The organism is Nocardia coffeae, assembly GCF_019890715.1.
Taxonomy (GTDB): domain Bacteria; phylum Actinomycetota; class Actinomycetes; order Mycobacteriales; family Mycobacteriaceae; genus Nocardia; species Nocardia jiangxiensis.
In genome coordinates this window covers 61,888-75,574 of record NZ_JAINZY010000006.1, presented here as the reverse complement: position 1 = coordinate 75,574, position 13,687 = coordinate 61,888, and the positions used below count along the sequence as shown (strand labels likewise).

The window sequence follows — 13,687 nt, the reverse complement described above, 5'->3', positions numbered from 1 at the left end:
TTTCGGATAAGGATCTGGCCGTGGTCACCGAGCGTCACCGGACTCGGCGAGGATGCGAGCGGCATGTTCACGGTAGAAGGTGACGCTGCCCGGATCGGACACCGCGTCGAGGTTGACCGCCCGCTCCATCGGCTGACCGAGATACAGCCGCTTGATCGGCACTTCGATCTTCTTGCCGGTGTGGGTGGTCGGGATGGCTGGTGCGCGCACGATCTCGTCGGGGACGTACCGCGCGCCCGCGCCGGTCCGAATGGCCGTGGCGATGCGATCGCGCAGAGCGTCATCGAGTTCCGCAGCGGCGTCCAGCACGACGAACAGCGGCATGTAGTACCCGCCGCCGGGGCGTTCGACGCCGATCACCATGCTGTCGACGATCTCGGGCACCGATCGCAGGGCGGCGTAGATATCGGCGGAGCCCAGCCGCACACCGTGGCGGTTGAGCGTGGCGTCCGAACGCCCGTGCACGACGAATTCGCCGTCGGCGGTTTCGGTGATCCAGTCGCCGTGCCGCCACACACCGGGATGCCGATCGAAGTAGGCCGCCAGGTACTTCTCGTTGTCGTCGTCGTTCCAGAAACGCAGCGGCATCGACGGCATCGGCGCGGTGATCATCATCTCCCCCACCTCCCCGACGACGCGCTCGCCGTCGTCGTTCCACGCCTCGACCGCGACCCCGAGCATCGGCCCCTGCGAGACGCCGATCCGCGCGGGTTCGAGCGGATTGGATCCGACGAAACACGAGCAGATGTCCGTGCCGCCGGAATCGGAGCCGATATGCACTGCCGGGCCGAGGGTGTCGCGCGCCCACCGCCACGTGGACTCCGGTAGCGGTGAGCCGGTGGAGAACAGGAAACGCAGCGCCGACAGATCCAGTGCCGACACGTCGGCATCGGCCCGCTCGACCAGTTGCAGATAGGCCGCTCCGGTGCCGAACAACGTCGCCCCGGTCAGGGCGAGATTGCGCAGATGCCGATCCGGGCCGCCGTGGGTGGGCGATCCGGAGTACGTGACGACCGCCGCGCCGACGCACAACGCGTCGACCATCGCGTTCCACACCATCCACGAGGTGTTGGCAGTGACGTAGCAGATATCATCAGGTCCGCAATCATACTGGAGTGCAATGGATTTGAGTGATTCCAGCAGCATTCCGCCATGCCCGTGCACGATGCCTTTCGGCGCACCCGTGGTGCCCGAGGAGAACAGCACCCACAGCGGGTGGTCGAATGCGGTGGGCGCGTAGTCCGGTGCGGCCGAGCGGCCCGCGGCCTCGCCGAAGTCGCGCACCGTCACTCCCCGACCGGTCTTCGGCAGCGTCTCGACGCCCTCGACGATCAGGTGCCGGACCGACGGCAACGCCTCCGCGAGCGCCACCAGCCGGTCGACGCAGTCGATCACCTTCGTATTGAATTCATATGCGCCACAACCGATCAGCACCGCCGGTTCCAGTTGGGACAGTCTGGCGACCGTCGCCGGGACGGCCAGCTCCGGCGAGTTGATCGTCCAGATCGCGCCGACGGAGGCCGCCGCGAGCAACCCGATGATCGCCGCCGGGGTGTTCGGCAGCACCGCGGCCACCCGATCCCCCGGCCCGACACCCAGCTCGCGCAGGCTCGCGGCCAGCCCGGCGACCCGGTCACGCAGCTCGCGCCAGGACATCGTGGTGACCGTCTCGCTTTCGTCGATGGTCACCACCGCCGCACACGAGGCAAGCCGGGAATCCTCGGCGTGCCGCAGCAGATTCTCGGCGAAATTGACCGTCGCTCCCGGAAACCACCGCGCGCCGGGCATCTCGGCCGAGGTGAGCGCCGGACCGTCCAGCCCGGTGCCCAGGACGTCGAAATATGTTGCGACGGTGGACCAGAACTGCGCCGGATCCCGCACCGACCATCGATGGATCGCCCGGTAGTCGGGCAGTTCGCAGCCGATCCGGGCACCGGCGACACGAGCGAAATCGGTCAGTCGCGCCGGGCCCGGCGAATCAGCGGGCGTCCAGTCGACCTCGGCTGGGCCGGTCGCTGGGACCTGTTGTGCGCCGGTTGTTCCCGGCATGGTGAATGTCTCGCTCACTGCGGTCCGCGAATCAGGAGGCCAGGAACCGCTGACGCAGCTCGCCGATACCGGAGATGTAGCTGACCAGCTCGTCGCCGGGTTGCAGGAACCGCGGCGGCGTCCGCCCGGCGCCGACCCCGGCGGGGGTGCCGGTGAACAGCAGATCGCCGGGCAGCAGCGGAATCTTCTGTGACAGTGCCGAGATCAGCGCCGGGACCGAGAAGATCAGGTCGCGGGTGCGCCCCTTCTGCATCTGCTCGCCGTTGATCGAACAGCCGATCTCGAGGTCGTCGCGATTGTCGAACTCGTCGGTGGTGACCACCCACGGCCCGGTGGGGCCGAATCCGGGCAATGACTTCCCGAGGCTGAATTGTGGTGCGGGACCGGCGGTCTGGGTGATGCGCTCGGACAGATCCTGGCCGACGGTGAGCCCGGCGACGTGATCCCACGCCTGCTCGGGGGTGATCCGATGGGCCCGGGTCCCGATCACCGCGACCAGTTCGACCTCCCAGTCGGTCTTCCCGTCCGGTGGCAGCTGCACCTGCGTCACCGGACCGGTCAGACACGACACCCATTTGGTGAACATGACCGTCGGCTGATCGGGCGCCTGGAATCCGGATTCGGCGGCGTGTTCGCGGTAGTTCAGCCCGATCGCGAGCACCTGGCGCGGCGCGGGCACCGGTGCGCCGAGATCGGTTGCCGTGAAGGCTTTTCCGGCCGTGGCATCGATATCGGCGGCCCAGGCCGAGAACTCCGCCCAGACGTCGTAGATCGATTGCGGGTCCGGGCCGAAGCGGCCGGCACTGGCCTGTTCGACATCCACGGCGGCCGAGCCGTCGGCGGAAACCAGGACGAGCCGACCGGACAGATTGGCGATACGCATGAGAACTCCTTGTCGGTGACGATGAATCAGATCAGCGGGGTGATGGTCTCTTCGACGCCCAGCAGCGCCTTGCCGTAGATCTCGTAGCCGATCTGCGGCGAGACGATGGCGTGCCGGGCCGCGGTCGCGGAGTCACGCCAGATCCGTTGCAGCGGACTGACTTCGGCGAAGGATCCGGCGCCATGCGCGGACAGCAGGATCTCGATCGCGCGGGTGACGCATTCGGCGACGTAGCCGGTGTCCGACCGCATCCGGGCCCGAGCGGCGAAATCCGGGTATTCGCCGCGGGCCGCCGCCGCATCGATCTCGTCGGCCGCCCGGTAGGCCACCAGATTCGCGGTATCGATCAATCGGGCCGCCTCGGCGATCTGCAACTGGAACCCGACCGACTCCCGCTGCGCGGTGAAGAAGGTGTAGGAGATCGGTTTGTTCGCGGCCTTGCCGATCACGTAATCCAATGCGGCCCGGCCCATTCCGAGCTGCGGACCGATCAGCACCAGCGCCAGGACCGGTACCAGCGCCGACCGGTACAGCGCCTCGTCGGTGTGCTCTGTGCCGTAGTCGCCGGTGAGGGCGGGCAGCACTCGCATCACCCGGTGTTCGGGTACGAAGACGTCCTCGGCGATCAGGCAGTTGCTGCCCGAGGACCGCATACCCGCCACGAACCAGGTGTCCTGCAGGTCCAGATCGGTGCGCGGAATCAGCGCGGTGCCCTGGTCGACGACCGCACCGGATTCGTCGGTCAGCGGTATGCCGAGCCCGGCCCAGGTCGCATGCCAGGAACCGGAGTTGTAGAACCACTTTCCGGTGACCCGCCAGCCGCCGGGCACCTTGCGCGTCTCGGCCGTCGGCGCCAGCACCCCCGACACCTTGGCATCCGGGTCCGCGCCGAAGACGTCGTCCTGCGCCTGCTGCGGGAACAGGCCCGCCATCCAGTTGCAGACGTTGGTCAGGGTAAGCACCCAGGCGGTGCCACCGTCGGCCTCGGCGACCGCACCGGACACTTCGAGCATGGTGCGTACCGAGGTCTCGTATCCGCCGTAGCGCTTCGGAATCGCGATCTTGAACAATCCGGCGTCGGTGAGGGCCTGGATGCTCTCCTCGGGAACGCGGCGCTCCCGCTCGCCCTCGGCGGCATTGCGCGCCAACAGCGGCGCGAGATCCCTTGCCCGCGTGACGAGTTCGTCGGCACTCGGCACGGTGTGGGTTTCGGTAGCGGTCATCTTGGTCTCCTGCTCGAGGACTCTGCGTCGATCGGAGCGCGCGGCGATTCGAGCTCCGGTGATGGGGAACGCCGACCATCGAGGTCCGGATCGGCTAATTCATCATGTTTAATTCCCGGCGCTCTCAGTGTTGAAGTGAGGCGGGTCACCTGTCAAGGGTTTCAGCGAAATAATCATGATTAATTATCCGCAAAGCGGCGGGACCGCGGCTCCACCCGGACATGAGCACACCGCGGAACCCGGGCGAGGCTCCGCAGCGAAGTCACCGATTCGATTGCGGGAGGGCAGGATTCGCCGTCCCGACCACGACTACTCCGAGCGATCCACGGTCCCGTCCGACACCGATTCGGACGACGACAGGACCATGGTCGGAACGGTTCGACGCAGTGCGTCGACGGCGGCCTCGCGATCGCGGCGGGCCAGCCCGTCGACGAGATCCTCCATCGTCCGGGTCATCGGCGTCGGATCGATGTCCTCGACCGCGACGGTTTCGAGTTTCGCCCGCAGGTAGGTGGTTCCGACATCCATGATGCTCAGATAGAGCGTGTTCAGCAGGCCCCCCTTGCCGAGATCGGCGAGGTAGGCGTGCAGATCCCACGCCGCCCAGATGTAGTCGGACACCACGTTCGACTCCTGGGCGCGGTGCACTCGGGCGAGATGTTCGGCGAGAGCCTCCTGATCGGCGAGGGTGTAGCAGCGCAGCACCTCGTCGATCAGCAGCGGGGCGATGGCGTCGCGAATCTGCACGGACTCGGCGAAGGCCGAGTCGTCGTCGGCGGCCGTGCGGAACCAGCCGTTCATTCGCGACAGCGGCGAAGGGTCGCAGGCGAACAGTCCACCGCCCGGTCCGGGCCGGGAGGTGATGACCCCGCGAGTCTGCGCGAGTTTGATCGCCTCGTTGATGGTGCCGACCGAAACCCCGCAGAGCTTGCGCAGATCGTCCTTGCTGCCGATCCGCTCACCGGCGCGAACCGCGGCGGCCAGGCGGGCGATCTGCCCGGCCGCGGCCTCGGCACGGGATCCGCCGAGTGCGACCGTACTGCCCACATCGATTGCGCGGGACCATATCTCACGCGAGTAGGCCGGGCCTTCGGAGGCAGCGTCGATCATGGCGGCGTCCTCGCCGCCGCCCGTGTGGTCGCCTGCGCTCATCGTTCCCTCCTCACCCCGAGGGAGCCGCAACTCGCGGCAAGCCACCCGGCGCTGAGGTCACTCTAGCAATTAATCATGACGATTGAGCCACCCCGTGCCCAAAAAATCATGATTAATTCACCCCACCCCCTTGACGCGTGACCGGGATCACCGCAGACTGGGTGAACCAATTAATCATGATTTATTCGCCGGAGAGGTGCGCAACCATGCTGGACCAGCAGTTTCGCGATCTGATGGCCGGGGTGTGCGCACCGGTCACCGTGGTCGCCACCGCGGATGAGAACGGACCGCACGGCGCCACCGTCAGCTCCCTGGCATCACTGTCGCTGCGACCGGCACTGCTCTCGATCGCACTGGACCGCCGCTCGGCGCTGTTGACCCGCATCGAGGAATCCGGCCGCTTCGCCGTCAACGTGCTGGCCGCCACGCAGGACGAGGTGGCGATGGTCTTCGCCCGCCGCGACGCGGACCGATTCTCCGCCACCGACTGGTCGCCGACCGACGGCCTGCCGCGCCTGGACGGGGTGGCCGGCTGGGCGGCCTGCGAGTTGTGGCAGACCGTCGAGGCGGGCGATCATCTGTTGCTGATCGGCCTGGTCACCCGCGCGGCATCCAGTCAGCGTGCTCCGCTGGTCTACGGCCACCGAACCTTCGGCACCCATTCACGTTTCGCCGCCCGCCCGCGTACCCCGATCCTCGACGGCATCGCCGCCTGCTCACACTGAATCTCGAAGCCATCTGCGACACAACCAGTTCCGACAAATTTCAGGAGATCCGACAATGGGACTGCACCGTCTGACCGCCATCACCATCGGCGTACCCGATCCGGACAGCACCGCCGACTACTACCGCGATTTCGGACTCGCCGACCTCGGCGGCAATCGGTTCGGCACCGTCGACGGCGGCGAACAACTGCGGCTGGCCCGAACTCCGCAGCGCCGACTGCTCGAACTCGGCCTCGGCGTGCACGACAGCGACGATCTGGCAGGCATCGCCGCACGACTGGACAAGCTCGGCGTCACCCACCGGCTCGATGAGGACAACCTGACCGTCGAGGACCCGAATTCCGCACTCACCGTGGTGGTCGCGGTCTCCCCCGAGATCCGGGAACAACCTGCGGCCCCGGCGGCCACCAACGGTCCGGGCCGCATCGACCGGGTCAACGCGCGCGCCGACGGGATCGGGCGCACCGCCCCGGTGCGTCCGCGCAAACTCGGACACGTCGTGATCGGATCGCTGGATCAGCAAGCCAGCCAACGGTTCTTCGCCGAGGGACTGGGTTTCAGGATCAGCGACGAGGTTCCGGGACTCGCCGCCTTCATGCGGTGTTCCACCGACCACCACAACGTCCTGGTCCAGCAGGCTCCGCTGAACTTCCTGCATCACACCGCCTGGGAGGTCGAGGACGTCGACGAGGTCGGCCGGGGCGCGACCGCGATGCTCGAAGGCAATCCCGAACGTCACGTGTGGGGGCTGGGCCGCCACCACATCGGGTCGAATTTCTTCTGGTACCTGAAGGATCCGGCGGGCAACTTCTCCGAGTACTACAGCGATCTGGACTGCATCGTCGAGGACGCACTGTGGAAGCCGGAGGTCGTCGAAGGGGCCAAGGGGCTGTACAACTGGGGTCCGCCGCCCCCGCCGTCCTTCCTGGCGCCGGAGGATCTCGCCGCCCTGATGACCGGGTCACACGCGCCCGATTAGACCGAATCCCCCACGGTACGACCGAATCACGCACGCGTGGTGGAACTTCCGCGCGCGGGTAGAGTCTCCGACAGATTTCCCCGATCGGAGGTTGGGATCCGGCACAAGTCGGCTTCGGCGGATGCCGAATCGGTCACAGAGATCGGTCGTCGATTCGTGAAAAGCGGTACCGGGGACCGATACTCGTGAAGGTTCGCCCGAACCGGGTATTTCGATGCGAGGATTCGTTGTGAAAGCGTTACTGGCCGTTGCGGTTACCGCGGCGCTGGTCGGATGTACCTCCGTGACAGCACAATCGGCGCACGCCGATCCGGGTGCGCAGATCAACCCGAGCACGCAGCCGATGCCCGGCACCGCGGGGCCCACGCCACTGCAGCAGTGGATCGACAACACCGTTCCGGCACTGCCGCACACCGGTGACGACCAGCTCACAGCCCTGTGGCGCGGCGTGCTGTCCCCGCCCACCGGGGATCCGATCTTCGATGCCTGGCCCGGCGATCTCGCCGCCGCGCATCCCGGCCAGATCCTCGAAGCACGGGACGTGACGGCCACCGCGGCCCCGCTCGTGGCGGTCCCCATTCAACGCGCGGTCCTGCTGAAATTCCGGACCACCTCGGCGACGGGCACCCCCTCGTTCGGCACGGCGACGCTGATCGTCCCGGCCGCCAAGTGGACCGGGCCGGGCACTCGGCCCGTCCAGGTCAACGCACTGCCGATCAACTCGCTCGGGGCGCACTGCACCACGAGTTACACGATGGCACATGGGATATTCGACAAACCGAACACCGATCTGGGTGTATTCCTGCCTACCGTGTGGGCGGCGCTCGGTCAGGGGTACGCGGTCGTGCTGCCCGATCACGAGGGCCCGCGGATGGCCTACGCCGAACCGAACATCGCCGGACATGTGATGCTCGATTCCATTCGTGCGGTGCGCAACAGCACGCCGAATGAATTCACCGACAGCCGTTTCACCGTGAACGGATATTCCGGTGGCGCGATCGCCGCCTACGGCGCGGCCATGCTGATGAACGAATACGCGCCCGACCTGAAGAATATTCTCGTCGGAGCCGCCGCGGGCGGTTTGGTCGCCGATTACCGGGATGTGGCGCACCGATTCAACGGCAATATCGAATCCGGCATTCTCCTGTCGGTGGTGCTGGCGATGACGCGCGAACACCCCGAGATGTTGCAGTACATGAATCATCTCGCCCAATGGGTGTCGACCTCGCCGATCAAGGACATCTGCGGCGACGCGGACGGACCGCTCGGCGTGGCCGGATTCCCGATCGATATAGCCGCGAACATCGGCGACCCGCTGGACAGCCCGTACGCGGAGAAGATGTACGCACAGCTGGACATGTCCGACCGGACATCGGGTGTGCCGCTGTACATCTACCACGGCGGACTCGACTGGTGGCTGCCGATCGAGGATGCCGAGAAGATGTATCAGCAGCAGTGCGGCAAGGGCGTGCCCGCGGTGTTCCGTGACGTCCCCGGCGAGCATCTGATCGGTTTCCTCACCGGATATCCCGGATTGAACGATTGGCTCGATGCCCGCCTTCGCGGTGAACCCGCGCCGAACGAATGCCCGGCGCACTGACACGAACGACGTTTCTGTCACACACGGTGAACACTCCTGCCCGAACGGGCATCGGAGCGGAATGAGTACCGACAAATACTGATGTACAAGGGCGTGCAGCGATACGGCACTCGGAACAAGGATGCTGGTTTGAGAACCCTGATACTGACTGTAATCACACTGATCGCCAGCTGTACGTTGTGGACGGTACAGCCCGCGCACGCGGATGACGGGTCATCCGGTGATCCGCAATTCTCCACGACGCCGGGTGACGCGGCGCCGTCCCCGTTGCAGAAATGGATCGACGGCAATATTCCGCTGCCGCAACTTCCCGCACCGGCGCCACAGCAGGCGGACGGTACGGATTCGGCCCTGTGGAAGTCCGTACTGCCCACTCCCACAGGGGATCCGACGTTCGACAGCTGGCCCGCCGACCTCGCCGACCTGAGTCCGGGGCAGTCGATCCAGACGCGGGACATCACCGCGACGGCGGCCGCGATGTTCAACGCCCCGCTCGCGCGCGCGTCGCTGCTGAAGTTCCGGACGACCTCCTCGAGCGGCGCACCCTCGTTCGGCACGGCGACGTTGCTCGTCCCCGGCGCCGCGTGGCCCGGTCCGGGCCCCCGGCCGGTGGACGTGGACACCATGCCGATCAACGCCCTCGGATTGCCCTGCACTCCCGGATACACGATCGCGCACGGCGTTCGGGACAACAACGGCATCAACGTCTTCCTGCCCTCGGTCGCGGCGGCGTTGAACAAGGGGCAGGCGGTGCTCATCCCCGATCACGAGGGGCCGTACATGGCGTACGCCGAACCGGTCGTCGCGGGGCATCTGACCCTCGACTCGATTCGGGCCGTGCGGTCGCAGTTCCCCACCGAATTCCGCGACAGCCGTTACGCGGTGACCGGCTACTCCGGCGGGGCCATCGCCGCCTACGCGACCGCGATGCTCCAGCACGAGTACGCGCCGGACCTGGGCGGATCGCTGGCGGGTGCGGCGATCGGCGGTCTGGTGACCGATTACGGCGCGGTGGCGCACGTGTTCAACGGCCACAGCGCATCGGGCATCCTGCTGTCGGTGACGCTGGCGATGTCCCGGGAGCATCCCGAGATGTTGCGGTACATGAATCATCTCGCCCAGTGGGCGGCGATCTCGCCGCTGAAGGACATCTGCGGCGAGGCCGACGGCCCCTTGGGCGCGGTGGGTATCCCGATCGACGTCGCGACGAACATCGATCACCCGCTGGAGAGCGATATCGCCGCGCGGATCGAGCGCCTCACGAGCCTGACCGACCGCAAATCCACTGTCCCGCTGTACATCTACCACGGCGACAACGACTTCTGGATTCCGATCGACGGACCCCGCCAGATGTACCGCCGCCAGTGCGAACTCGGTGTGAGCGCCGAATTCCGCACGGTCCCCGGCGATCACGTATCCGCCATGCTCAACGGAGCGAACGGCGCCACCGACTGGATCGACGGCAGGCTCCGCGGTGCGCCCGCACCGGACGAATGCCCCGCGATGCGTTAGATCGACCGGAGAACACCCGAGAAGGGACCGGCCACAGCTGTGGCCGGTCCCTTTCTTCGCATCTGTTCCCGCCGATCCGCGCCAAAGGACGAGCGCGCATTCCTGTGCATTTTCACAGTGCGCATACGCCGGACACCGCGAGAACAACGCTCTACCTTTCGAAGAGTCTTGTTACCAACTCCGCGTGGGAGGGCCGATGGCCACCTTGCCCAACACTCCGGAATCGGACGACATAGCTCCGCCCGATACCGGCCGCCTCGCCGACGACGCCTCGCGGTGGCGGATCCTCGCCATCGTGGTCGCCATGGTGCTGCTCTCGGAAGTCACCACCTTCCAGCTGACGATGGTCGGCTCGGCTCTGCAGAAGATCACCAAGACGTTCTCGGACATCGGAGCCGACATCAACTGGGCGGTGATCCTGCCGGGCATCGTGGGCGCGGCGACCACACCGATCCTCGGCAAGCTCAGCGATATGTGGGGTAAGAAGAAGATCTTCCTGCTGTGCGGGGTGTTCTTCCTGATCGGCAGCCTGATCGACGCGGTCACCAGCAACTGGTGGGTGTTCCTGGTCGGGCGCGGATTGCAGGCGTTCACCGTCGCGATGACCGTCATCACCTACGGCCTGGTCCGGGACCTGCTGCCACGCAAGCACATTCCGACAGCGCTGGGCGTCGTGGCCAGCGGCGTCGGATTCTCTGCCGTGCTCGGCCCGGTCATCGCCGGACTGCTGGTCGACAACTTCGACTGGCGCGCGATGTTCTGGTTCCTGGTCATCTACGTGCTGGCCGCGATGGCCGTCATGGCCGTCGTCGTACCGGAGACGAAACTCCGGGTCCGCCAACGCATCCAGCCCTTCGGCATCCTCGCCCTCTCGGCCGGCACCCTGCTGATCCTGATCTACGTCGACAAGGGCCAGGAATGGAAATGGGGACATCCGGCCACACTCGCCTGGCTCATCGGCGGCCTGATCCTCGTCGCGGCCTTCGTACTGATCGAATTCCGTTCCAGCGCACCGATCATGGACGTGCGCCTGCTGCTGAGCCCGAAGGTCAGCCTCACCCTCCTGCTGATGCTGTTCGGCATCGGCGTGCTGGCGGTCATGCCCACCGCGACCGGCTACATGACCCAGACGCCGAGCCCGGACGGGCTGAAACAGTCTGTGGTGCAAGGGGTCATCGACCAGGCGCACCAGATGACCGGTGTGACGCTACCGTCGTCGGTGGTGCACGTGACGCTCGATCCCGGCTACCACTACGGTAGCGGTTTCAGCCTGCTGGCCTACGCCCTGCACATCGGCATCACGACCGGCATCGTCGCGATGATCGTCGGCCCGATCAGCGGCCTGCTGGCCCGGCGGATCGGCGTGCGCATCCACGCGATCGTCGCCTGCGTCATCACCGCCCTGTGCGCGGTCGGCTTCGCACTGGCCATCCCGCACTACTCGTGGCAGGCGTTCGCGATCCTGGCCGGAGTGTTCGGCATCGGATTCGCGCTGTTCTACACCGCGGGCTCGGTCCTGATCGTCGACGCCCTGCCCGAACGACAGCAGGGCATCGGCTCGGGCATGCTCGGCGTCACGATGGGCCTGGGCTCGGCCATCGGCACCGCCATCCTGGCCGCATTCCAGGCCGCGCACCCGCTCAACGCCCACATCGAGGTCATGGGACATTCGGTCACCCAGCCCATCCCCCAGGTCTTCGCCGACCGCGGATACGTCCTCACCTTCTGGTTCATGGCCGCCATGGTCCTGGTCGCACTCGTCATCGCCCTCGTCATGCGACACGGCCGCACACCCAGCACCGCCGGAATCATCACCCCGTAACCACCCCGCCGACCAGCGGACAGGGCGGGCGCCGGAACGATGGCGCCCGCCCTGTCCTGTGACGGCCGGGGTATTGCGGACGGCTCAGATGATCGAGCCCACGTCGTGGCGGACGAGGTTGTCCAGGGCGCGTTCGGCGACCGCGGCGATGGTCATGGACGGGTTGCAGGCCGCGGAGTTGCCCGGAATCAGCGCGCCGTCGAGGACGTAGAGGCCGCGGTGTCCGCGCACTCGGCCGTCCAGATCACACACCGGTCCCATGGGCGCACCGCCGAGCGGATGCCAGGTGGACGGCACCGCCGCATTGGTGTCGGTGAGCACGCTCGCCGGGCCCGCGACCTTGCGGACCAGCGGTCCGATGTAACCGTTCTGCGCGGCGGCATCGCCCTCCTTCGCCCACTGCAGCACGGCCTCGCCCCGGGCGGAGTCGTAGACGAACCGGCCACGGGCATTGCTGACGCCGTAGCCGACCAGCATCGTGGTGCGTGCGTCCAGGCCCATCGGGGGAATCGACGCCTGGATCACCGTCGCGGCGGTGGCGGGGTTCTCCCAGTTCAGGCTGCCGTACACGACCGGGCCGCCCTGCGGATAGCCGACATCGGCATCCAGGCAGGTCCAGGTGTAGATGCGATCGCCGTTGGTACCCCATCCGCCGCCGAGCCCGTCGGGCATATCCGGGATCCGCCCTTCGGCGTGTGCGCGCACGAGCAATCGCGTCGTGTTGAGACTCCCGGCAGCCATCACCAGTGCGGGAGTGGTGAGGACCTTGTTCTCCACGACCTTGCCCGAGGCATCGGTCCGGTCCACGTGCACCGTCCAGCGGCCGTCCTTCGCCCGCTCGATATCGGTGACGTGGTGCAGGGGCGCCACGGTGACCTTCCCCGTCGCCTCCGCGGCGGCGAGATAGGTGACATCGACCGAATGCTTGCCGCCGTTGTTCACCCCCAAGGCGCCGTCGCCGTTGGTGTACGACGGCTTCATCCTGCCGTGGATCTCGTCGAGCGCGTAGTTCCAGTCGATCGGCATCGGGATCTTCGACACCGGCAACCCGGCCCTTCGCACATGATCCGCGAAGACCCGCACGGCCGTGTAGTTGCGGGTTTCGATCAATTCGTCGGGCGCGACGGCGATCTGGAGCATCTTCGCCACCCGCGGGTAGTGCACCCGGTGCATGGTGTCCCAGTCCAGCTGTTCCGGAAGCTGGGTTTCGAACACCGCTTTCGCGGGCTCGAGCGTCATTCCCTGATAGACCAACGATCCACCGCCGACACCGGCCGCGCACAACGCGGTCATGTTCGCACTCGTCACCGTCTCGAGCAGACCGGCATACCGATCGAACCCGACCGGCCTGCCGAACAGCTCCGGCGCCGACCCGTACCACAGGATCCGTTTGTCGGGAGACGTTGCGCGCGGGAAGGTTTCGGAGTTCGGCCCGGTCGGCCACCGCAGTCCGCGCTCGAGGACCAGCACCGGCACACCGGCCTGCGCCAACCGCAACGCGGTGACCCCGCCGCCGAAGCCGGATCCGATCACGATCGCCCGATGCTCCTCCCGCGTGACCCGCACCCTGCCGACCGCGGCTCCGACCGGATTCCCGGCCGCGCCCGCGACTCGTGTTCCCGCACCGGCTATTCCCGCCGCTACCGCCCCACCGAGTAGCGCACGACGGGTGATGACAGACATCGATCGACCTCCAATACGTGCAGGAAATGCACGCGACATAGAATTCGAGAATTGAAATC

Annotated in this window: 10 protein-coding genes; 5 read left to right on the top strand and 5 right to left on the bottom strand. The window is 66.8% G+C overall.

Translation table 11 applies throughout. The features are described 5' to 3' along the window. Nucleotides 1-24 precede the first annotated feature (24 nt). From K7711_RS22365 to K7711_RS22350, 4 genes are all read right to left on the bottom strand, one after another. A complete protein-coding gene (locus K7711_RS22365) occupies nucleotides 25-2,067 on the bottom strand; it encodes an acetoacetate--CoA ligase (protein ID WP_308014887.1) in 2,043 nt (680 codons plus the stop codon). A gap of 13 nt (nucleotides 2,068-2,080) precedes the next feature. Then, nucleotides 2,081-2,932: a fumarylacetoacetate hydrolase family protein gene (locus K7711_RS22360; protein ID WP_222971405.1), complete on the bottom strand. Its 852-nt coding sequence runs from the start codon at nucleotides 2,930-2,932 to the stop codon at nucleotides 2,081-2,083. A gap of 26 nt (nucleotides 2,933-2,958) precedes the next feature. After that, on the bottom strand, nucleotides 2,959-4,155 hold the full coding sequence (locus K7711_RS22355; RefSeq protein WP_222971404.1) for an acyl-CoA dehydrogenase family protein: 1,197 nt from the start codon (nucleotides 4,153-4,155) through the stop codon (nucleotides 2,959-2,961). Nucleotides 4,156-4,464: 309 nt separating this feature from the next. Continuing rightward, entirely contained in the window at nucleotides 4,465-5,307 is an 843-nt protein-coding gene (locus K7711_RS22350) for a FadR/GntR family transcriptional regulator (protein WP_235747617.1), read from the bottom strand. 206 nt (nucleotides 5,308-5,513) lie between these two features. Here K7711_RS22350 and K7711_RS22345 point away from each other — a divergent pair, with 206 nt between their 5' ends. From K7711_RS22345 to K7711_RS22325, 5 genes are all read left to right on the top strand, one after another. Then, nucleotides 5,514-6,032: a flavin reductase family protein gene (locus K7711_RS22345; RefSeq protein WP_222971403.1), complete on the top strand. Its 519-nt coding sequence runs from the start codon at nucleotides 5,514-5,516 to the stop codon at nucleotides 6,030-6,032. Nucleotides 6,033-6,087: 55 nt separating this feature from the next. After that, complete coding sequence (locus tag K7711_RS22340; protein WP_222971402.1) at nucleotides 6,088-7,011, top strand: VOC family protein; 924 nt, start codon at nucleotides 6,088-6,090, stop codon at nucleotides 7,009-7,011. A gap of 229 nt (nucleotides 7,012-7,240) precedes the next feature. Beyond that, nucleotides 7,241-8,611 (top strand): lipase family protein, encoded by a 1,371-nt coding sequence (locus tag K7711_RS22335; RefSeq protein WP_308014886.1) that lies wholly within the window; start codon nucleotides 7,241-7,243, stop codon nucleotides 8,609-8,611. A 129-nt stretch (nucleotides 8,612-8,740) separates the two neighbouring features. Beyond that, nucleotides 8,741-10,123, top strand: a complete 1,383-nt coding sequence (locus tag K7711_RS22330) for a lipase family protein (RefSeq protein ID WP_235747616.1) — start codon at nucleotides 8,741-8,743, stop codon at nucleotides 10,121-10,123. 196 nt (nucleotides 10,124-10,319) lie between these two features. Further along, nucleotides 10,320-11,945 (top strand): MFS transporter, encoded by a 1,626-nt coding sequence (locus K7711_RS22325; protein WP_222971399.1) that lies wholly within the window; start codon nucleotides 10,320-10,322, stop codon nucleotides 11,943-11,945. Nucleotides 11,946-12,029: 84 nt separating this feature from the next. On the opposite strand, the gene K7711_RS22320 is transcribed toward K7711_RS22325, so the two are convergent. After that, nucleotides 12,030-13,628 carry a GMC oxidoreductase gene (locus K7711_RS22320; protein ID WP_222971398.1) on the bottom strand — a complete coding sequence of 533 codons (1,599 nt, stop codon included), beginning with the start codon at nucleotides 13,626-13,628 and terminating at the stop codon, nucleotides 12,030-12,032. Nucleotides 13,629-13,687: the final 59 nt, after the last annotated feature.

Coding starts and splice junctions, on each gene's coding strand:
- K7711_RS22345 (WP_222971403.1), top strand. CDS start 5,514: ATGCTGGACCAGCAGTTTCGCGATCTGATGGCCGGGGTGTGCGCACCG.
- K7711_RS22355 (WP_222971404.1), bottom strand. CDS start 4,155: ATGACCGCTACCGAAACCCACACCGTGCCGAGTGCCGACGAACTCGTC.
- K7711_RS22320 (WP_222971398.1), bottom strand. CDS start 13,628: ATGTCTGTCATCACCCGTCGTGCGCTACTCGGTGGGGCGGTAGCGGCG.
- K7711_RS22340 (WP_222971402.1), top strand. CDS start 6,088: ATGGGACTGCACCGTCTGACCGCCATCACCATCGGCGTACCCGATCCG.
- K7711_RS22360 (WP_222971405.1), bottom strand. CDS start 2,932: ATGCGTATCGCCAATCTGTCCGGTCGGCTCGTCCTGGTTTCCGCCGAC.
- K7711_RS22325 (WP_222971399.1), top strand. CDS start 10,320: ATGGCCACCTTGCCCAACACTCCGGAATCGGACGACATAGCTCCGCCC.
- K7711_RS22350 (WP_235747617.1), bottom strand. CDS start 5,307: ATGAGCGCAGGCGACCACACGGGCGGCGGCGAGGACGCCGCCATGATC.